The organism is Methylomonas sp. MED-D (genome assembly GCF_050276835.1).
Classification (GTDB): Bacteria; Pseudomonadota; Gammaproteobacteria; order Methylococcales; family Methylomonadaceae; genus Methylomonas; species Methylomonas koyamae_A.
In genome coordinates this window covers 1582833-1601822 of record NZ_CP189965.1, presented here as the reverse complement: position 1 = coordinate 1601822, position 18990 = coordinate 1582833, and the positions used below count along the sequence as shown (strand labels likewise).

The window sequence follows — 18990 nt, the reverse complement described above, 5'->3', positions numbered from 1 at the left end:
GCTTACAGTCCGACGATCCCGAAACGAACTATCCCCGAAGCCCGCGTAACGCCCAGCCAGCGTCGCAGCGACGCGAGCCGGCATGACCATCATCCATCTTGGGCCGAATCTATCTTAATACGTCCAGGCAGCCGCCCCGTCCGACCGCTGAGTCCGACAAGCGGTTTGGCCGGGTTCGGCCCGGTAAACCGCGTCGATCACCGCCGCCGCGTTAACCGGCGGCGGCGTGACGTAAGCGTTGCCGCCATCCGCCGGAAAGCCTCCACCGGGACCACAAACCGGCTCTACTTGAACCTCTCCGCGCCGGGCGTAGACCAAGCCGCTCAGCAAGCCGGCCAGCGCCAGCAATAGCAGGCGGGGCGGCCATCGGCTTTTCAGCCGGCGGCGCCAGGGATATTTGCGGTATCGGGTATTCATTCGATTCCTCCGTTGGGTTTCGAATCCGGCACCGAAAAACGCCGCCGCCCTATCCCGCTCAATCGCGGATAAGCCGGTTCGGCGCTTTCCGGCCGGTTGTTTCGATTAAAAGTCGAACGTTTCCACTTCTGAAATCATGAATACCGGCGCGCCTCCGCTGGAGATCGCTACCGCGTGCGCGGCGGTTTCCTGACCGCCGGGCGAGCTCAAGCAGGCTTGCAAATCCGCCAGACTGGGGAAATAAACTTCGGCGATCCGGTGGAAGGCCGCCGGACTTTGGTCGGCGTTGGACAAGATCAGCGAGGCCACGAAACGGGTTTTCCCAGCCAATTTTTCGACGGCCATCGGCACGTGCTCGTCGGCATACAGCCGCTCGAAGGTTTCCAGATCGGTCGGAACGGGGTACATCACGATTAATTTTGCTGCTTTCATAGGTAACTCCAATGTTTTGATGAATGGGAGCACATATGAAACGCCTTTTTATCCCAGTAGTAAAATACCGACTACCTATGAAACAATAGGTATTACCTATTCATTATCCGGAGAGCGAACATGGAAATGCAACAAATCCGCTATTTCCTGGCGGTTTGCGACAAGGGCTCGTTTACTCGCGCCGCCCAGTCCAGCTACGTCGCCCAACCGTCGTTGACGCAAGCCATCAAAAAATTGGAAGACGAGTTGGGCGGCGAACTGTTCAGCCGGGACCGTAGCGGTTGCCGACCGACCTCGTTGGGCCGCTTGGTGGAACCGACCTTGCGTCAGATTTTCCGCGAGGCCCAAGCCGTCAAAGCCGAGGCTATTCGTTTCAGCCGCTTGAATACCGTGCCTCTGCGGCTCGGCGTGATGACGACCATCGCCGCCCGGCATTTGAGTCCTTTCTTTGCCGATTTCCAGCGAGAACACCCGCATTTGGAACTGGAATTGGTCGTGGACGGCGAGGCCCAGTTACTGCGGCAACTGGACGAACAAACCTTGGACCTGGTGATCAGCGCCCCCACCCTGCCGCCGCCCGCGCCTTTGCAGACCTTGAGCTTGTACCAGGAGCGTTACGTCGTCGTGTTTAACGACCAGCACCGTTTCAATCAATTGCCGGCCATCGATCTAGCGGCAATACAAGCCGAACCCTATCTGGACCGGCTGAATTGCGAGTTGCGCGAAACCTTGCGCGGCGTGTGCCTGGGCCGGCAAATCGATCTCTACGCCGCTTATCGCAGCAACAGCGAAGACTGGATTCTGGCGATGGCTAGCGCCGGCATCGGCGTTGCGCTGCTGCCGGAATTCAACGTACCCAAGCAAGCGGAGCGCTTGAAATGGCGCTATTTGTCCGACCCGGACATTCGTCGGACCGTCTCGGCGATTTATCCGGCGCCGAACGCCGCCAATCCGGAACTCAAGCCGCTGTTGGCGAAACTGCAAGTGGCGTTTTAGGCCGAACCCAAACCGCGCCGAAAACGCCGCGTCACTATTCAGCGCGAAGTAAAAACGCCCTCTCCCAACAGAGCGGGGGATGAACACCTCAATGTCGGCTATGCCGTTCGCTGAGCGGCGTCGAAGCGAAATCGCCGGCTTCGGCTCCGCTCAGCCACCGCCTTACGTCGGCTCCGCCCGGCCACCGCCTTATTTCGACTCCGCTCAGCCAACGCCTTATTTCTGTTCCGCTCAACCAGCGGCTTACATTGACTGTAACCGTTTAACTTAAAAAGAGCAGTTTGGCGATGAAAAATCCCGTTCGTCCTGAGTTTGTCGAAGGGCGCGCGGGATTTTTCATTCATCCATTTGGCGAGTGTATTGCGAGCCGTCATCATGCTTCGACAGGGCTCTCCTGAACGCAGCCGAAGGACTCAGCACGAACGGCCCGCAATACATACCAACTGCCCTTTTTAGGTTTAACTTAACGCCACAGGTAACCCCTCCCCCAAACGCCCTCTGAATAGTTACAACGCCGCCGGCGGAGCGACCGCCGAAAACTGCGTTAATTCGGCGTTAAGCGGCGCGCTGATAGGCTTTAACCTGCACTCCGGATGCACGCGAACCTCCCGCATCCCAGGCAGCCGTTCGGGCGCTCAAGCTAACGGCAATCCCTCTTTAAACAGCGGCTGACCTTGCAGCCGAGGAGTTCTCATGTCACGTTGGATGTGGTTGATCCTGATTCTAAGCCTGTCCGCCGGCTCCGGCCGCGCCGCCGATAGTCCCGCCCCGACTTCGGCCGTTAGCGCGGACATGATGCGCTGCGCGGCCTTCAGTCCCTACGTCGGCCAATTGAACCCGGACTGGGGCGCCCATCCCAGCCCGGAATTGATAGACAATTTGCTGGACCGCCTGATCGCGCAAACCCCGTTTCGCTGCATCATGACCTACGGCGTCACCAACGGCTTGGAGCACACCTTCGCCGCCGCCCGCGCTCGCGGACTCAAGGTGATTGCCATTATCTGGCTGGACCGGGATATTGCGATGAACTCTCAGTCGATTTCGGAGGGCATCGCCGCCGCCCGAACCTATTCGGACACCATCATCAAGTTGGCTTGCGGCTCGGAAGTGCGCACCCGCCACGCCAAGGCCCTGGACGGCGAGATCCTGCGTTGCCTGGACGCCTTCCGCGAGGCCGGCGTCCGTCAGCCGCTGACGACGATCGATACCTGGTGGGAATGGTGCGACCGCGCGGCCGAGTGTCAGCCCACCGAGTTCGCGGCCAAGGTGGATTGGATAGGCGCGAATATCTTTCCGTGGTGGGAGAACAAGTTTTCCGGTCTGTATCCTTGCACCAGCGCCGAACAAGCCGCCGACTTTCATATCGCCCGCCTGAACCAATTGCGTAAGACCTATCCCGACAAACCGGTGGTCGTCACCGAATTCGGCTGGCCCAGCGGCCCGGAAAACGGCACCGAAGTCAACGCCCATACCGGTCAGCACTGCGGCGTGGCCAGTCCCGCCAATCAGGCCCTGGTGGTGACGTCGACCTTGGCGAAACTGGCCGAAAAAGGCTGGTCCGGCGTGGTCTTCGAGGCCTTCGCCGAAAACTGGAAGCCGGGCAACGAAGGTTTGTTCGGCCGCTATTGGGGCATCTGCGCCGGACAAGCGCCTTACGCTTGCCACGGCATACCTCGACGCTAACCACCGCAGCCACGGTCGGCTGGGGTGGTGTTGGGGTTGTCCGGGATTTGGGCTAGGGTCGGCGGAAGGTCGCGAAACGCATCGCTTGCAAGTCGATGCGCCACTGCGCGATCCGCAATGCTTGCGGCGCCGACCAACCCGGCTTGGCCGGCCAGCGCAAATCCAGCGGCAGACAATTGTCGAGAGGATCGTAAACCGCCCCCGGTCCCAACAAACCGTCGAAAGACTCCGCCCCGCCGTCCGGGACACGCGCCAAAGCAACCATGCCCAACGGAATCCGCGCCGGCAAACGCAAGCCGGCGTCCGACCAACGCAACTCAAAATGCTCGGCTGGCCCGGCGGCCGGCTGCGAAGTCCATTCCGATTGCAACAACTCGCCGCTCTCGTCGCGCCAAAACATTCGCCAATGCGGCGTCGGCGCGGCGGCGGACCAAAACAGATACACGTCATCGCCCGCCCGGCACAAGCCGCCGCCGCTGCTATCGTCGGCTCGCGAAAACTCGCCGCCGTGCCGCGACTCGATACGTTCGACCCGAACCCCGCCCGGCGCCGCCCAATGTTCGGCCCACACTTCGCCTATTTCCGGCAGTAAAAACCGACGCTCGTCGACAATGCGATGCGGCCTGGGCCGCACCGGCGCTCGCAATCGCCCGGCCTCGGCGACCGCCGCGCGTGCTTCGAAATACCAGGGTTGCAACAGATGAGCGGCGGCGACCGGCACCGCGATCGGCAGTAATCCGGTGGCGGCGATGCCCAAGGCTTCGCCGCCGATCAGTGCCGGCGAAACCCATCGTCCCAGCCAGACATGCAAGCCAAAATACACGACCGGGCAAACGAACAACAAACACAGGTAAAACACCGCCAAGGCTTCCGGGCCTCCGACCGCTTGCGCCGGCAGCCAGGCGATTGCGGCGGTCGCCGCCAAGATAGGCAGAGTCGCCAGCCGGACCCAGCGCCAGGCCGCGACTTTGCCGCGCCGGGCAAATGCCTTCCGTTCGCCAAGCCACACCCCGGCGCATACCGCCACGCCCAAGCCCAGCAACGGTGCCCAAATGCCGATAGGAATCGCCCCGAGCATCTGCATAAGTATCCCCGTCAGTGTCGAATCAAGCCGCTAAGCACTGTTTGCGGAAAACCCATAGCGCTGGCGAACTTGAGGTCTTATCGTGCTACTCGCGATCCGCCATGTCGATGGCATTCGCCACGGCTATTCCGCTGCCGCCTCGGAAACCGGTTTGGAAACATCGATTTCGACGCTCGGCTCCAAATCGGACTTCGATTCGGAATCGCCGCACGCGGCCGACAACGATTCCTCCGGCCGGATGTCGGCGATAGAGATTCGTTGTCTGTTATAACCCAACGCCGTCAATTGCTCGACCAACCATAGCTTGCGGCGCTGAGCTAATAATTCCGTATAAGCGCCGGGTCCCGGATCGGTGGTCGAAAATTTCAGTTGAATGTCTCGCTCCGCCGGCGGCACTACCGGTTTTTTAGACACCGGAGCGCTCTTATCCTGCTCGGATTCTGCTGCATCGCCGGAGCCCAGCATCGCCGACTTCAGCATCGTGGCGTCGCTGAACGCGACCGCGCCCGGTTCGTACGTCAAACAATGGATGTCGACGTCGGCGGCAACGCTGGGCGCCGGGTCACCGACGTAATCGGAAGGTATCAGGCCGTATGCGCCGATAACCGCGTCCGCGTAACGGAGACCTTGTATCGTCGGCGTCACCGCACCGTTGTAGGTCCGAGCCACTTGGGCAATCAACGCTTCCAGGGTTTTCGCCGCACCGGCCTGTTTGACCAATATTTCGAGGTATTGCGATGCCAGTCTGGCGTTCTGGCAGGGATTGTCCAATAAGGCCAGCAAATCCCGGTCCGATAGCGCGTCCCCCAACTCGTTCCGCAGGACCTGCCTGGCGATTTCCGGACGTAGTTGCGCCAATCCGTAGGAGAAATTCGGCAGTCGCCCCGTCAATCGCAAGATGATGTCGGCCAAACCGAATTCGATGCGCCGCTCGAATGCGGAACGGTTGTATTTTTCCGCCGCCAAGATCGCGATCGTCAAATTATGAATATCGATGCCGCCGATGTCGGCCACCGCAACCGTGTAATCCGGACGCAAGCAGGCCAGCTCCGGATGCGACGAGGCGATACTCAGGTGAAGCGCGATATTCTGTCTGTTTTTCTGTTCCGACAGCGAAATGGCCGTTCCTTCGCCCTCGTCGTACAACTGAACTTGAGCATAGCCGGATCGCAACAGAATTGCGTAACCCAAGCGCTCCGGCATGGTCAAATGATCGCGAACCACTTGATCCGGTGTTTGGCCGGTATAGGGTTTTTCGTTGTTGAAGGGCTCGAAAAAAGCCGCGGCGGCGAATAAGCCGCCCAAACCGGCGAACAGCAGCAATTCGCGCCCGGTTTTTTTAAGTAGCGCGGCCCAAGATAGCGGCGAAATAAGTAGCGATCCCACTGGTGACAATCCCCATGAAAGATGTACGAACGGTTTCCAGCCAAGCGAGATTTCCCGCCACATCGTGGGTCGCCGGTTGCGGCAATTGCTCGCGCAATAATAGCTTGGCCAGATCGACCCCCAAACCGGCAAAGTATGAGAAGGACACGAAGTACAAAAAATACACGCAGGCGAATTGAAATTGCAGATGATGCAGAACCGGCTGCTGCAACACGTCCCAAAACACGATGAACGGCCAAGCCAATAACAGCGCCGCGAAAAATCCGGCGGTACGCGCGGTCAATGCCGCTTGTTGAGCCAAATAACGGTAGATGTTTCGGTAATTGATCCGGCTACCCTTGGTGACTTGCATCCATTTGAACGGCAAATAGAACAGCAGAAAGCCCACTAAACAAGGAATGGCTAGCTTTATCGTCAACGACTCCCAACGAAAAGCGCCGTTCTCGCTGTACATAAACGAAGAGAACGAAAAATACAGTTTGTAAGGCGTCAGATAGCTGGCCGCCTTGGTCAGAAAGACGGTGGCGAAAACGCCGCCGACAAAGCCGGGCAAATTGACGCTGGTTCTCGAGACAGGCATGGCCAAACCTCACTTGAATGGCGGACCGAGGGACGCCGGTCGTTTCGCGCGATGGGTAGCGAGTTTCCGATGCCGGCGACCGCCGGCATCGACACCGTTGCGTTGGCGATGATCGTCCAATCATAGGCGATATGCAACAGTACATTTGTACTGGTACGGATGGGTTCGGCCGGAGTCCGTGCCCCTCCGAGGATTAACGCATTTGAACATCCGGCGCGTTCCCGCTGCATCGACAGCTGATTTACGCATGGAACTGAAAAAACGGAAGCTACCGGTCGCAGCCTGAGCGGATGCCTGACTTTCCGGTGGCGCGAAAGTCGCCAGCCACGTTACTCGCCGCCAAACCGTGAATTCACGGCAAACCCGGTCGCCCGCCGTGTCTGGCCGGCGCGCTCCCTATGCGTGATATGCCGCATTTTTCCAAATAATACGGCATATCACGCACTTTAGTTCCAAGGGTTTGCCGAGAAATGATTCGACCGACGCCTGTTACCCCCGCACGTCTTGGGTGACACTCGAATCGTTGCGCCGATTCTCGGCTAAACGCCCTCCAGCGCGGTGAAAGCCGGCCCCAGCGAGCTATCACGCCCCGTCGCCAACCGGCACCGGGCGATTCGCTCCGCTCGCCAAGCGTTTCGACTCTGACCGGCTGCCGACACGACAATGCAGTCTTCCCAGCCAACGCCAACCCGTGGCGTGTTTCTTGCTGCCTAAGGCGCTCGACCATCCTAAAATCCAGCCAAGCCGTCCATGTCCGACGCATCTTCCGGTTTTTTAAAAACTCTGTTCTTGAGGCACGCCGACGAAATCGGCGCCTTCGTGCGCGGCCGCTGGCCTAAGGAACCGGACGTCGGCGACATCGTGCAGGAAACCTTTTTGCGACTGTCGCAATATCCGGCGCCGGAGACCATCCGCAATCCGAAAGCCTTTCTGCTGCAAACCGCCGCCAATCTGACCGTCGATCGGCATCGCCGCCGCGAGATACGCGAACGCTTGGCCGATGCCGACGCCGAGCCGGAGCTGATTCCCGATCGCGGCTTGTCGCCGGAACATTACTGGCAAGCCCACCAGCAGCTCGAGCGCTTCTCGGCCTGGCTGGACGAGTTGCCGGAATTGCAACGCCACGCCTTTGTGTTGTATCGGATCGAAGGTTGTTCGCACCGAGAAATCGCCGACCGGCTGGGAATTTCGGTGCGAGGCTCGGAACGTTACGTGATGCTGGCGATGCAGCACATCAGCGCCCGGCTGGCCGCCGACGCGGCGCGACTCTAATCCCAGCCGACCGTCTCCGCCCGACTTTGGTTAAACTGCTTCCTTCGAACTTCGACTCCGACATCCGCGTGACCCAGTCCTCGGCCTGTACTCAAGCTCAACGCGACCAAGCGATCGCTTGGCTGTTGCGACTGCGCGAAACGCCGACCGACCCGGCGCTGCGCCAGGCCTTTACGGCTTGGCTGGCCGCCGATCCGGCCCATCCGGACGCTTATCGCGAAGCCGAGGCGCAGTGGGCTTGGATGGAACCCTTTACCCGGCAGTCCTTTGCGGCTCGCGACGCCGCGTTGCGCTACCGCGCGGCCCGGAACGACGTTCGCCGCCGCCGGCCGGCCGTTTGGGCCATGGCCGCGAGCGTATTGCTGGGCGCGGGCTGGGCCGTGTTTTCGCCGCAAGGCTGGTATGGTTGGTCCAGCACCTACAGCGCCGGCAAGGGCCAGCGGCTGACGGTGACCTTGTCCGACGACTCCCATTTGGAATTGAATACCGATACCGAAGTTCGAGTACGCTACAACCGCAACCGGCGCCACGTCGATCTGGTACGCGGCGAGGCATTCTTCGAAGTACGCCACGACACGACTCGGCCGTTTAGCGTGACCGCCGGCAATCTAACGGTGCGCGACATCGGCACCGCGTTCGACGTTTACCAACAGTCCGGTCGGGTCAGCGTGGCGGTGCAAGAAGGCAAGGTCGAAATGGCCGGCGGCCAACAACGGCGCGAGTTGAGCGCCGGCGAACAACTGGCCTACGACAGCGACGACCGCTTCGTGGCCGCCGGCCAAACCGACATCACCGCCGCTACCGCCTGGCGCCGGGGCCAATTGCTGTTTCGCGGCCGGCCGCTCGGCGAAGTGATGGCCGAAATCGGCCGCTACCACGACGTGGTCATCCGGCTGCGCGATCCCAAACTGGCCGGCCTAAGGGTGAACGGCAATTTCCGCACCGAGCAACTCGACAACTTGTTAAATGCCGTCGCCACGCTGCTGCCGGTGAAAATCAAGCGTCTCGGCGAGCGGGAAATCGTCGTCGAGGCGTCTGACAAGCTGTAACGACCGGATCGGTTGGCGACAAAGCGCCCGCATCGGTATTCAAATGGCGTTCGCCGCCCGGCCATCCCAAACGCGCGACTTGCCGTAACGCGCGACCGCTGTTGCGGGATATGCCGCACTTGCTCTCCGCCGCGAACGTCGCCGGTTCGAAAAATCGCCCTCGTCAAACTCCGCCAAACCGTTGGATTTGTTAAACAACAGCAACTCAATCCGCGACAGCGATCCAATTGGGGTACGAACCTTGCTTGAAACGGGACTTTAACCCAAAGTCGACCGCCGACCCAGCCCTTCCGGACCGCCGCGTGCCAAAATCCAAACGATCGCTGTTCGACAGATTATTTCAACGCCACAGTCAAGAGTTGCGGGTGTTTGCCGGGCAGCGCGGCGGGCAGGACAGCGCCGAGGACTTGGTGCAGGAGGCTTATTTGCGGCTGCTGCAATGTCCCGACCCGCAATCGATCGATAACGCCAGGGCTTTTCTGTACCGGACTATAGCCAACCTAAGTATCGATCAACACCGCCGTCAGTCGGTCCGCGAGCGTTTTCACCACGATGCCGGCGCCGATGACGCGCTATTGGCGCAAATCGCCGACGCGGAGCCGCTACCCGAAGACCGCCTGACCAGCCGCGAAGCGTTGCAAACCCTGAACGACATTTTGCTGGAGCTCCCGGAAAACACCCGCCACGCCTTCGTGCTGTATCGCCTGGAAGGACTATCGCATCGGGAAATCGGCCGGCGCCTCGGCATCTCGGAACGTAACTCGGTCCGGCTGGTGGGCATCGCCGCTCATCACGTACTGACGCGCTTTACCGACTGGAGCGAACAATGACCTTTCCCGCCTCCCCCGAGCCCTTCGCCGGGCGCCAAGACTCCGGTCGCGGTCAATGTGCGGCGACTAGCTTGCGCGGTACCTCCAGTAGCTTAGTCCGGCGCGACGAACCGCGAGTCGATTGTCGCGACACCATTGGCAAACCGAATCGCGACATATTGAACGTCCGCTGCGTACAGCCTGCAAATCAAGGCGGCAACGGGTTTTGCCCGCCCTCGCGTCGATACCGCGCCGGACCGAGAGAAATTGGCGTCGAAGCCGCTCTCGCGAGCGGATTTGGCGTTTTTCAAGGCGCGAGCATGGTCGCGATGGCTCAACCCAAGGGTTTACAATGCCCTTCCTACCCGACTCGCCAACCGTCTTGAAGCGCATGCCCGAATCTCCGCCCACCTTGCAGCAACAAGCGATCGACTGGCTGCTGCGTCTGGAATCGGCCGACTGCACGCCGGCCGAGCGCGCGGCTTTCGAAGCGTGGCTGGCGCGAGACGAAGGTCACGAGCGGATCTACCGGCAAATAGCGCGGCGCTGGCGACAACTTGACCGCTTTAAGGGCCAGGACTTTCCGGTCCGCGCCGCCGCGCTGACCTACCGGCGCCCGCGCCGCCGGCTCGCCGAATCGGCGTTGGCGGCCTGTCTGATGTTGGGTCTGGGCGTGGCGACCTTCTCCGAACGAGGCTGGTACGGGCGCAACGCGGTTTACGCGACCGAGCGCGGCGCCAGCCGGACGGTTCAATTGGCGGACGGCTCCCGGCTGGAATTGAGTCCGGACAGCGAATTGACGGTACACCTCGACCGCTGGCATCGCTCGCTGGTGCTGATCAAGGGCGAGGCTTACTTCGACGTCGCGCACGACCGGGACCGCCCGTTCCAAATCGAAGTCGGTGGCGCTAGCGTCGTCGATTTAGGCACCTGCTTCGACGTGCGTCTGCATAACGACGAAGTGACGGTCGCGGTCGTCGAAGGCGCGGTTCGAGTCGATCACATCGAAAGTCGGGAAATCCACGCCAACCAAGCGTTGAGTTTCGACCGTAAGGGCCGGTTTCGCGAATTGCCCGCCAACCAAATCGCGATGCAGACCGCTTGGCGCGAAGGCCGGTTGATCTTCGAAAACCGCCGGCTTGACGAGGTTTTGGCCGAGCTGGAGCGTTACCACGACATCCGCCTGACCCTGGCCGACCCGGCCTTGGCCAAACTCAAGGTCAGCGGCACGTTTCATACCGACAATCTCGACAACACCTTGAACATCATCGCGATGACGCTGCCCATCGACATTCGCCGACCCAATCCGCGGCAAGCCGTGCTCGACAAGCGCGGCAACGATTGATTCGGGCTTTAGTAACTATTCAGCGCGAAGTAAAAACGCCCTACCGGGCTTCGGTCAATCACCGCCAGCGGGATGCCGCCCAGCCTTACCGGCACCCTGCGTCAGCGCATATACGAGCAGATAGGATCGGCAAATTTGCCCACCGTTAAAATCCGCGTGGGCACAAAAACCGTACCCACCCAGGCTAATCGGTCCTTTGAATCCGGCAAAAGTGTGCGCAAGAAAATGCGGCTGTCCAAGGCCGGTCACCGACATATTCGTTTAGTCTGGTTACGGCCGTGCACCGGTTATCAGCTCGACCAGCAAGGAATCAACAAGCAATAACGCTTTTTACCAATTCAATATTGTTCGCTCTTCCCAATTCGATCCAGTAAAAACACATTCTTTCGCGCAGCTCATCCCTTTTGAAAAAGAGTTGATAGGCCCGTCGTACTTGTGCGGCCTCAAGCATACCTGCTTCATTAGCTTCTTCCATTGAGCTTATTGCCAATAGAGCAAGCGCACTTTTACACTCGAAATCAATATCTTTCGATTCAAGTATGTCAAGCATCTCGTCGATTCTCGCTGGATCGGCAAGCTCAATCTCCCAATCCTGCTCCCTTCCGGTAGCGGGGAGGCTCAATAATTGATTGATGACGCTTTCCGCATCCGCCTTTGGGCCATAAAACTCGCGCGACATAGGTCAAAGCTCCAGATAGGCTGTCTTTACACCGTTACCACTTGGAACCAAGCGAATAGTCGATGCGGGAGCGAACGACCCATCGTAAGCGATCTTTGAAGGACGCACTAGAACTGAAACGGACAATGACTTAACCGTTGGCGTGCGATTAGTCCGTTAGGGCGTCGAGATTCCAAGGCAACAGCGCTTCGAACTCTTCGACAGTTTTTGCGGTGGGAAGCTTTCGGAACAGATCGACCAGATAGGTGTAAGGGTCGACGCTATTGGCCTTGCAGGTTTCGATCAACGAGTAAAGATTAGCGCTGGCACGGGCGCCGGCCACCGTATCGCAAAACAACCAATTGCGGCGGCCCACCACGAAGGGGCGTATGGCGTTTTCGCAGAGGTTGTTGTCGATGGGCCAAGCGCCGTTGTCGACGAAGCGGATCAGTTTGGACCACTGCGATGACAAGTAATGCAAAGCCTTGCCCAGCAAACTACCGGGGATTACCGCATGCAGATGTTGTAGCAGCAGGGCTTCGATTTTGACCAAAACCGGTCGGCTTTGCTCCTGGCGCCGCTGCCCACGCTGTTCGACGCTCAGGTCTTTCGTCTGAGTTTCAATCGCGTACAGTTCACCCATCGCCGCGATAAACTGCGTCGCCAGTTGCTCCGGGCCACGCGCGGCTTTAGGAATGGCGGCTTCGGCCTCGACAAAATAACGCCGCGCATGCGCCCAACAGCCGAGGTGAATCGCACCCCGGCTGGCTGCAATGGCGTTATACACCTCATAGCCGTCGCTCATCAGTACCGCGCCGGGTTTGATGCCTTCATACAACGGCTGCGCATGCGTTCCGCCGCGCCCCGGCGTGTAGCTGAACAGCCGAATCGGCGGTCCGGAGCCGGTCATTTGTGCCCACAGATAGCTTTTGCTTTGCGCGGCTCGGCCGGATTCTTTGAGCACTTGAACCACGGTTTCGTCGCCCAGGATCAGATCGGCATCGAGCAGATGGTCGCGCAGCAAGTTGATGATGGGTTGCACTGCGTCGCCAACCCGCACCATGCTAGCCGCCAGCGTGTTGCGCGACAGATCGCCGCCGAAACGGCTCAACAGCGCGGCTTGCCGATACAGCGGCAGGCTATCCTGGTATTTGGCGGTGACGACCCAGGCTAATGCCGTTTCGGTGAGTAAGCCTTTGGGGATGATGCGAACCGGTGCCGGCGTCACGCGAATGCTTTCATCGCAGCACGGGCAGGCATATTTGACGCGGTGATGTTGAATGACTCGCACCTGTTGCGGCACGATGTCGAGCTGCTCGCTGATTTCAGCGCCGATTTCCACCAGACGAGTACCGTCATGCGCACAGATGCGTTCGGCTTCCGCTAATTCATGGCGCACGATCTCACGCGGCAGATGCGGATCGAGCGGTTTGCGACCGCGTTTCTTACGGCGGTGACCGGCCACCTCGACCGCTTCGGGCGTGGCTTCCTCGGCGATTGGAGCACCGTTCGGCGCCAACACTTCGGCTTCGTTCAGGAACAGGTCGCGCTGGGCCGGATTGGCCCGCGCCTCGGATTTTGCGGCATACAGCCTATGCAGAAAGGCATCCACACGTTCTTTCAATAAATCCCGCTCGACCGTCACCAACCGCAGTTGACTCGCCAGCCGTTGCTGCTCGGCCAGCAAGGCTTGGTAGTCTTCGGTGGACAGCGTGATGGTGGGCGTCATGCCGTTATTTTACCGGCTTTACATCCGCGTTTCAGCCCACTTGGGTATAGGTTCGTGCCGGATGCGGCCGCATCGCGGCCAAGTCAATACCGGCTAACAACCAGTGGAGTTGCTCGACCGTCAACATCACAACTGCTGCCTCTTTCGGCCAGTGAAAACGGTCGGCTTCCAGCCGCTTGAGCATCAACCAAAAACCGGTGCGGTCCCACAACAGCAGTTTGATCCGATCCCGCCGGCGGTTGCTGAACACGTAGATGGCCGGCTCGAACGGATTCAAGCCTAATGCCTGCTCAACCAGCAGCGCTAAACCATTGATGGCCTTGCGGCCGTCGACCGGCTCGCGGTGCAGGTAGACCTTCAATCCTGCGTCGAAACGAAACATGGCAGCTCGGCCAACGCCTTCAAAATCACCGGCAGGTCGCTCAGTGCGACAGGCTGTAACGCGAGTTTAACGCCGTTGGGCAACTCCGCACTGAGCGCTGACTCAGCCGGTTTCTCTGCGCTCAGCGACTGAACGGGCACAAAAGCCGGCAACGTTAATGGACTGTTCGGATTCGGATGTCCTGTTTCTCGGTAATGCCCCATCCACTTGCGCAGCAGATTGGCATTGATACCGTATTGCAGAGCGATCTTGGCAACCGATGTGCCCGAATGCAAGCAAACTTTCACTAGCTCCCGCTTGGCTTCCGGATCATAAAGGCAACGGCCGTCTCGCCCGTGCCCCACGATTAATGGCCGCGATAATCGCGTGTTATGCTCCTTCATAGGTGTCCACCTGATTATAAGTGGACACTATCTTCGTTCCTTTCGAGCTGTTTATACAGATGCTGTTAAAGGACCGCTTACGACCCATCTGGCATAATCACGCGGGCGGGAAACCCATTCGGGACTGGCACTGAGATGGCTCCATTCTTCAAATTACCCAGATTATCCTGAATCAAGCGCGCCGCCACTTGGTGGTCTACCTTTTAGAAGTACTCACTCTCTCCAATTCATGAAATAAGCTCTTAGCAAAAAGTTAGCGTGTATTGTGAGCCAAACCCTCGGCCAATTTCGTCAATAGCCTGCTCAAGCTCATCCGGCATAAATGTTTTGAATGGCAGCCATTCATATTTCATTTTATGCCACAGCAATTCAATCCGATTCAACTCAGGGCTATAGGGCGGCAGGAAATAAAATCGAATACCTTTCTCTTCCAGCAAATCCCAATACGGCTTCAGTTTTTTGGCCGTATGAATGGACGCATTATCTAAAATCACCACCAATGGCTTGCTGACGCGTTGGACCAATGCCATCAGAAAGCCAAAAAACCACAGACCATTGACGCTTTGCCACAGCTTAGTCAGCATTAATCGACCCGATGAAAGCAAAGCGCCAATGACGTTCATCCGCTGCGCGCGTTTAGCGGTAATGGCATGAACTTCTCCGCTTTTGGTCCAAGCCGAACGATTCGGTGGTTGTGGTGCAAATCCGGCCTCATCCACATAGGCCAATTCGATTTCGCCGGCTTGCGCTTGCTGAATCAGTGCGGCAATGTCGTGTTGGGCCCGCTCGAAGCGCTCGGGATCACGCTTTTTTTAAACTGTAACGGGTGCGCTTCCATACATAGCCCATCCGTTTTAACTCGTTCCGCAAGGTGCTGGCGCTAATCGTCACGTCGCATTCCGTCGTTAGACGACTGACCAATGCCCGGCAGTTTAAAGGTTCCGCATCGATCCATTCTTTGAGCCGGCATCGATGCGCGTCAGTCAATTTACTTGGTGCACCACTGCGGGGTTGATCCGGTAAACTGTTCAGCCCATTTCTCCACCACTTCCGCCGCCGCTCCCGTATAGCTTCCGGTTTCACGCCTTGCTGTTCTGCAATCGCAATGACTGTCTGGCCATTGGCTAACATCAAAATGGTCTGTGCCCGCTCCCGTTCTCGCCAATCGCTCCCTTTTTTGATAATTTGCTGGAGCTGCTCTCGTTCGCTTTCGTTCAATTCTATTGCTCTTGCCCGCATTCTGTCGCTACCACCACACCTGAAATCTCGCTATTTTAATGCATGGTGATTTGTTGTTAAGCGCTTAGATCATAAGCAATCACCTCTTTCATCCAAGGCTTACTACTCTTATTCTTTTCATATATTTCATGAAACGCGTCAGTAGTATCTGTCCATATTGAATAATCAGCTGCATCAAAATCGATATCAAAATCGATAACCCGCCCATCTTGTCTGATAACTTTTCCGCAGTACATGTTGCTTCCATCAGGAAAAATCGAAATCAATATACACTGATTAACAGGCTGTTGATTTTATCTCCCCCGCAAGCCGCATTGATTCGTTGAGTTAGGTGCTGGATATATTCGTAACACATTGTTATTCATGGTAAAATGCTTTTGTTTTCCACATATTCCATCGAATCCATGCGCGGCGCCGACATTACCCAAGAAGAACTGTTCAGTTACCGAACCCTGGAAGAACGGATTCCAAAAAAACATCCGCTCCGCAAGCTGCGCAAAGTGGTCGATCTGTTGCTGGCCACATTGGATGACGAGTTCGATGCGCTCTACGCCCGTCGCGGCCGGGATTCCATTCCGCCGGAGCGCCTGTTACGCGCCAGCCTGCTGCAAGTCTTGTTGTCCATCCGCTCGGAGCGGCAGTTAGTGGAGCATATCGACTTCAATCTGCTTTACCGCTGGTTCGTCGGCTTGACCATGGATGACGCCGTGTGGGACCACTCCACCTTCAGCGCCAACCGCGACCGCTTGCTGAACGAGCGCATCAGTCGTTTGTTTTTCGAACGGGTGTTGGCCTTGGCGGACTGGCAAAAGTTGCTGTCCGACGAACATTTTTCCGTGGACGGTACGCTGATTCAGGCCTGGGCCTCGCACAAGAGTTTCGTCAAAAAAGACGGCTCGACCCCGCCGCCGGAAGACGGCGGCCGTAATCCCACGGTCAACTTCAAGGGCGAGAAGCGCAGTAACGAGACTCACGTATCACGTACCGATCCCGATGCGCGGCTGTACAAAAAGAGCGAGGGCGACAAATCGCAGTTGGCATTTCTTGGTCATGCTTTGATGGAAAACCGTAACGGCCTGGTGGTCGATGTCGAAGTCACTCAGGCCAAGGGAACAGCGGAACGCGAAGCGGCTCAAACCATGGTCAAGCGTACGATCCACAAGCCGGGCGCGACCTTGGGTGCCGATAAAAACTATGACACCCAAGACTTTGTCGCCAATCTACGCCAGCGCAAGGTGACCCCGCATGTCGCCAGCAAGGACAAAGGCTCGGCCATCGACGGCCGCACCACCCGACACGACGGCTACCGCAAAAGCCTCAAAATCCGCAAGCGGATCGAAGAGGTCTTCGGCTGGGCCAAGACCGTCGGTCCGCTACGGCAAACCAAGTTCCGGGGTTTGAAGAAAGTCGCCGCGCAAACGATTTTTACGTTTGCGGCCTATAACCTAACGCGGATGGGCGCCATTTTCGGCTGGCGTTACACGACCGCCTAGGCGCTAGTACGCCTGAAATCCGCCCAAAGGCGGAATTGACCCCCTTCGGGGTGAATATAACCGGCTAAAACCGGTTTTTGAGGCCCAATCAGGCTTCCAGACCACCCGGTGCTTCGGAAAATGGCGTCGAAACCGAAGGTATATCGGCAAATTTCAACAGCCTGTTAAAGACACACCCCGCTTGCATTAACTGCCTATAAAACTCACTCTCAAGCAGTATTTTTTGGTGAAACTTTGCATTGACATCGACAATTTCTTTCTTAGTCAACTCAATTCTTCTAGCTTCAGTACTCACGAATTAAAGCCCTCCAGGGAATGCCGTTTGTAAATTGCCATACTTATCGGTTATTACCGTAAAGGTATTTGTTAAACCTCCACCCATCTTGTCTGCCAAGGTTCCAACAGTATTATTTGTCGTTATTGTTCGAGCAAAGTTACCAGTATCCAATGCTTGTGCAGGTGCCTAAACAGTGCTCTTGGAACTTAGCAACGAGCGTAGCTCCGATTCGCGAAGCGTAATCGGAGACATACCAACCATTCCGTTAACGGCCACCCACCTTTTCTTGCATCGCTGTACGAATGTCTTCTTCAGTATGAAGATACTCGCCCGGCTCCTCCATCGTGTCGATCCCGTAGAGATACATCACGCCTGCCCAAATACGCGCCATTTCTTCGTGAGGTGCGAAAGTCAACGTTCCTGATTCAGACTCACGGGTTATTGCATAAGCCCAGCGGTCTGCTGCCTCTCGCGTCATCCGGCCTTCCAACACATCAACGAAGACCGATCTCACTACTTCCAAAGTAATTTCCACTTACCAGCTCTCCGTATAATTTCCGTTACGGTCAAACTTGTAGTGCTGCTTGATGCCGTTATTCAGCTCCGGTCGGACTTGCCGAACGCTACCACTGTGATCAAGCGTTTCGTGCCATCCGCGAGAACCGCCAGTTGCGGGGTCGAACTCATGAACGTAGCGACGACCCGCCATTTCTCCAGCCTTGTCGGCGGGCTGCAATTCACCATAGTAGCGAATCCGGCCATTCTCCAACTCCTTGAGGCCAGCTTGGCCGTATTTTTCCGTGTAACCAAGGTGTCTTGAAAGATCTGCCGCTTGCTTCGCACTCTCGGCTCCACTCTTTACAACTTTACTCGTATCCCGAATTGTATCGGTAATCTTGCCAATTTTTCCTAAGAAACCGCCACCCACTGCCCCCAAAGCAGCGGAAATGCCTACATCTCCCCAGTTGACGGCGCCAATATCACCACCGTTACTGTACATTTGCAAACCAAAATCAAAGGTAGCGCCAGCAAACGCCCCCAACAACGCGAAAGTCCCCGTCGGATCGGTATAGCTGACCGGATTGCCGTTGGCGTAAGTATACACATTGGTGCCGCCTTCCAGACCGATCAGGTCGGGTTGCAGGTAGCGGCCGACGCGGGGCGAGAAGTAGCGGGTGCGGTTGTAGTGCAGGCCGGAGTAGGCGTCGTAGTATTCGCCTAGGTAGCGCAGGTTGAAGGCGGTCTTCACGCCGTCGCCGTCCGGGTCATCCAGGGCCGGGGTGTCGCCGTAGGGGGCGATCGGCCAGGCCCAGATCGGCTGGGTCAGGTCGCCGGCCGCCCGACGCAAAAAGCGCGGGGTGTTGGTGAAGTCGGTTTCGATGTAGGCCAGGTTGACCAGACTGCCATCCGGCCGTTGGTCGATGACCGCCAGCGGCGGTGTTCGCCCAGCCTGCTCCGATTGGCGAAGCGTAATCGGAGACATACCAATCATTCGTCCGATTACGCTTCACCAATCGGACCTTCGGCAATGCACCATGTTTACCGTATAAGAGTTTTTAATGGTGGTGGGCCTTCTCTCCTTACCTTTTTAACGGCATCCAACCAATATTCCCAAAAAGCACTATCAGCAGGCGTGTCTTCAACGACATACTCACCACCACTAAGAATATCTGTCAGATCATTCGACCCCGTCAACTCCCAATAATAATTAAGCATATAAAGCATCGCTTCATATCCCTCTTTCTCAGTAATTGTGTTATCACTGAATATTTTCAT

The 18990-nt window shown here is 57.6% G+C and carries 23 protein-coding genes; 7 read left to right on the top strand and 16 right to left on the bottom strand.

The genetic code is table 11. The features are described from left to right. Nucleotides 1-114: 114 nt before the first annotated feature. Together ACQE3E_RS07180 and ACQE3E_RS07175 are read right to left on the bottom strand one after the other, a co-directional pair. On the bottom strand, nt 115-417 hold the full coding sequence (locus tag ACQE3E_RS07180) for a hypothetical protein (RefSeq protein WP_071155129.1): 303 nt from the start codon (nt 415-417) through the stop codon (nt 115-117). A gap of 105 nt (nt 418-522) precedes the next feature. After that, the gene (locus ACQE3E_RS07175; RefSeq protein ID WP_064028162.1) at nt 523-849 is read right to left on the bottom strand and encodes an EthD family reductase; all 327 of its coding nucleotides are present in this window, start codon (nt 847-849) and stop codon (nt 523-525) included. A 120-nt stretch (nt 850-969) separates the two neighbouring features. Between ACQE3E_RS07175 and ACQE3E_RS07170 the strand changes: the two genes are divergently transcribed. Both ACQE3E_RS07170 and ACQE3E_RS07165 read left to right on the top strand, forming a co-directional pair. Continuing rightward, complete coding sequence (locus ACQE3E_RS07170; RefSeq protein ID WP_313728583.1) at nt 970-1845, top strand: LysR family transcriptional regulator; 876 nt, start codon at nt 970-972, stop codon at nt 1843-1845. A gap of 693 nt (nt 1846-2538) precedes the next feature. After that, the gene (locus tag ACQE3E_RS07165; protein ID WP_313728585.1) at nt 2539-3528 is read left to right on the top strand and encodes an exo-beta-1,3-glucanase; all 990 of its coding nucleotides are present in this window, start codon (nt 2539-2541) and stop codon (nt 3526-3528) included. A 52-nt stretch (nt 3529-3580) separates the two neighbouring features. On the opposite strand, the gene ACQE3E_RS07160 is transcribed toward ACQE3E_RS07165, so the two are convergent. From ACQE3E_RS07160 to ACQE3E_RS07150, 3 genes are all read right to left on the bottom strand, one after another. Then, entirely contained in the window at nt 3581-4612 is a 1032-nt protein-coding gene (locus tag ACQE3E_RS07160; RefSeq protein ID WP_313728586.1) for a hypothetical protein, read from the bottom strand. 123 nt (nt 4613-4735) lie between these two features. Beyond that, complete coding sequence (locus ACQE3E_RS07155) at nt 4736-5998, bottom strand: hypothetical protein (RefSeq protein ID WP_313728587.1); 1263 nt, start codon at nt 5996-5998, stop codon at nt 4736-4738. Continuing rightward, complete coding sequence (locus ACQE3E_RS07150) at nt 5952-6578, bottom strand: hypothetical protein (protein ID WP_064028153.1); 627 nt, start codon at nt 6576-6578, stop codon at nt 5952-5954. Before ACQE3E_RS07150 ends, ACQE3E_RS07155 begins: the two co-directional genes overlap by 47 nt. A gap of 750 nt (nt 6579-7328) precedes the next feature. Here ACQE3E_RS07150 and ACQE3E_RS07145 point away from each other — a divergent pair. From ACQE3E_RS07145 to ACQE3E_RS07130, 4 genes are all read left to right on the top strand, one after another. Further along, on the top strand, nt 7329-7850 hold the full coding sequence (locus ACQE3E_RS07145; RefSeq protein ID WP_313728588.1) for an RNA polymerase sigma factor: 522 nt from the start codon (nt 7329-7331) through the stop codon (nt 7848-7850). Nucleotides 7851-7918: 68 nt separating this feature from the next. Then, nucleotides 7919-8899: a FecR family protein gene (locus ACQE3E_RS07140; protein WP_313728589.1), complete on the top strand. Its 981-nt coding sequence runs from the start codon at nt 7919-7921 to the stop codon at nt 8897-8899. Nucleotides 8900-9201: 302 nt separating this feature from the next. After that, nucleotides 9202-9729 carry an RNA polymerase sigma factor gene (locus tag ACQE3E_RS07135; protein WP_313728590.1) on the top strand — a complete coding sequence of 176 codons (528 nt, stop codon included), beginning with the start codon at nt 9202-9204 and terminating at the stop codon, nt 9727-9729. A gap of 370 nt (nt 9730-10099) precedes the next feature. Beyond that, entirely contained in the window at nt 10100-11053 is a 954-nt protein-coding gene (locus tag ACQE3E_RS07130) for a FecR family protein (RefSeq protein WP_313728591.1), read from the top strand. Nucleotides 11054-11363: 310 nt separating this feature from the next. Here the strand turns inward: ACQE3E_RS07130 and ACQE3E_RS07125 are convergent, their stop codons facing one another. From ACQE3E_RS07125 to ACQE3E_RS07095, 7 genes are all read right to left on the bottom strand, one after another. Further along, a complete protein-coding gene (locus tag ACQE3E_RS07125; protein WP_064031642.1) occupies nt 11364-11732 on the bottom strand; it encodes a hypothetical protein in 369 nt (122 codons plus the stop codon). Nucleotides 11733-11880: 148 nt separating this feature from the next. Next, nucleotides 11881-13440, bottom strand: coding sequence for an IS66 family transposase (tnpC, locus tag ACQE3E_RS07120; protein WP_313728730.1), 1560 nt, complete (start codon nt 13438-13440; stop codon nt 11881-11883). 31 nt (nt 13441-13471) lie between these two features. Next, nucleotides 13472-13822, bottom strand: coding sequence for an IS66 family insertion sequence element accessory protein TnpB (gene tnpB, locus ACQE3E_RS07115; RefSeq protein WP_313727828.1), 351 nt, complete (start codon nt 13820-13822; stop codon nt 13472-13474). Further along, on the bottom strand, nt 13798-14205 hold the full coding sequence (locus ACQE3E_RS07110; RefSeq protein ID WP_231883784.1) for a transposase: 408 nt from the start codon (nt 14203-14205) through the stop codon (nt 13798-13800). Before ACQE3E_RS07110 ends, tnpB begins: the two co-directional genes overlap by 25 nt. A 242-nt stretch (nt 14206-14447) precedes the next feature. Next, entirely contained in the window at nt 14448-14963 is a 516-nt protein-coding gene (locus tag ACQE3E_RS07105; protein WP_427501642.1) for an IS630 family transposase, read from the bottom strand. Between the two features lie 43 nt (nt 14964-15006). Continuing rightward, nucleotides 15007-15444: a helix-turn-helix domain-containing protein gene (locus tag ACQE3E_RS07100; protein WP_427501416.1), complete on the bottom strand. Its 438-nt coding sequence runs from the start codon at nt 15442-15444 to the stop codon at nt 15007-15009. 56 nt (nt 15445-15500) lie between these two features. Further along, nucleotides 15501-15680, bottom strand: coding sequence for a hypothetical protein (locus ACQE3E_RS07095; protein ID WP_427501415.1), 180 nt, complete (start codon nt 15678-15680; stop codon nt 15501-15503). Between the two features lie 168 nt (nt 15681-15848). On the opposite strand from ACQE3E_RS07095, the gene ACQE3E_RS07090 reads away from it, so the two are divergent. Then, nucleotides 15849-16937: an IS5 family transposase gene (locus ACQE3E_RS07090; RefSeq protein ID WP_427501641.1), complete on the top strand. Its 1089-nt coding sequence runs from the start codon at nt 15849-15851 to the stop codon at nt 16935-16937. An 88-nt stretch (nt 16938-17025) separates the two neighbouring features. Here ACQE3E_RS07090 and ACQE3E_RS07085 read toward each other — a convergent pair whose 3' ends face one another. From ACQE3E_RS07085 to ACQE3E_RS07070, 4 genes are all read right to left on the bottom strand, one after another. Further along, entirely contained in the window at nt 17026-17232 is a 207-nt protein-coding gene (locus tag ACQE3E_RS07085; RefSeq protein ID WP_427501414.1) for a hypothetical protein, read from the bottom strand. A gap of 247 nt (nt 17233-17479) precedes the next feature. After that, the gene (locus ACQE3E_RS07080; RefSeq protein ID WP_071155113.1) at nt 17480-17749 is read right to left on the bottom strand and encodes a hypothetical protein; all 270 of its coding nucleotides are present in this window, start codon (nt 17747-17749) and stop codon (nt 17480-17482) included. Continuing rightward, complete coding sequence (locus tag ACQE3E_RS07075) at nt 17750-18697, bottom strand: RHS repeat-associated core domain-containing protein (protein ID WP_313728593.1); 948 nt, start codon at nt 18695-18697, stop codon at nt 17750-17752. It lies immediately after the preceding gene. 56 nt (nt 18698-18753) lie between these two features. Further along, nucleotides 18754-18990 carry a hypothetical protein gene (locus ACQE3E_RS07070; protein WP_313728594.1) on the bottom strand — a complete coding sequence of 79 codons (237 nt, stop codon included), beginning with the start codon at nt 18988-18990 and terminating at the stop codon, nt 18754-18756.

Excerpts from the sequence above, each read along its gene's own strand:
- ACQE3E_RS07180 (WP_071155129.1), bottom strand. The coding sequence starts at position 417 with ATGAATACCCGATACCGCAAATATCCCTGGCGCCGCCGGCTGAAAAGC.
- ACQE3E_RS07175 (WP_064028162.1), bottom strand. The coding sequence starts at position 849 with ATGAAAGCAGCAAAATTAATCGTGATGTACCCCGTTCCGACCGATCTG.
- ACQE3E_RS07170 (WP_313728583.1), top strand. The coding sequence starts at position 970 with ATGGAAATGCAACAAATCCGCTATTTCCTGGCGGTTTGCGACAAGGGC.
- ACQE3E_RS07165 (WP_313728585.1), top strand. The coding sequence starts at position 2,539 with ATGTCACGTTGGATGTGGTTGATCCTGATTCTAAGCCTGTCCGCCGGC.
- ACQE3E_RS07160 (WP_313728586.1), bottom strand. The coding sequence starts at position 4,612 with ATGCAGATGCTCGGGGCGATTCCTATCGGCATTTGGGCACCGTTGCTG.
- ACQE3E_RS07150 (WP_064028153.1), bottom strand. The coding sequence starts at position 6,578 with ATGCCTGTCTCGAGAACCAGCGTCAATTTGCCCGGCTTTGTCGGCGGC.
- ACQE3E_RS07145 (WP_313728588.1), top strand. The coding sequence starts at position 7,329 with ATGTCCGACGCATCTTCCGGTTTTTTAAAAACTCTGTTCTTGAGGCAC.
- ACQE3E_RS07130 (WP_313728591.1), top strand. The coding sequence starts at position 10,100 with ATGCCCGAATCTCCGCCCACCTTGCAGCAACAAGCGATCGACTGGCTG.
- ACQE3E_RS07125 (WP_064031642.1), bottom strand. The coding sequence starts at position 11,732 with ATGTCGCGCGAGTTTTATGGCCCAAAGGCGGATGCGGAAAGCGTCATC.
- tnpC (WP_313728730.1), bottom strand. The coding sequence starts at position 13,440 with ATGACGCCCACCATCACGCTGTCCACCGAAGACTACCAAGCCTTGCTG.
- tnpB (WP_313727828.1), bottom strand. The coding sequence starts at position 13,822 with ATGTTTCGTTTCGACGCAGGATTGAAGGTCTACCTGCACCGCGAGCCG.
- ACQE3E_RS07110 (WP_231883784.1), bottom strand. The coding sequence starts at position 14,205 with ATGAAGGAGCATAACACGCGATTATCGCGGCCATTAATCGTGGGGCAC.
- ACQE3E_RS07100 (WP_427501416.1), bottom strand. The coding sequence starts at position 15,444 with ATGCGGGCAAGAGCAATAGAATTGAACGAAAGCGAACGAGAGCAGCTC.
- ACQE3E_RS07095 (WP_427501415.1), bottom strand. The coding sequence starts at position 15,680 with ATGTACTGCGGAAAAGTTATCAGACAAGATGGGCGGGTTATCGATTTT.
- ACQE3E_RS07090 (WP_427501641.1), top strand. The coding sequence starts at position 15,849 with ATGCGCGGCGCCGACATTACCCAAGAAGAACTGTTCAGTTACCGAACC.
- ACQE3E_RS07075 (WP_313728593.1), bottom strand. The coding sequence starts at position 18,697 with ATGTCTCCGATTACGCTTCGCCAATCGGAGCAGGCTGGGCGAACACCG.
- ACQE3E_RS07070 (WP_313728594.1), bottom strand. The coding sequence starts at position 18,990 with ATGAAAATATTCAGTGATAACACAATTACTGAGAAAGAGGGATATGAA.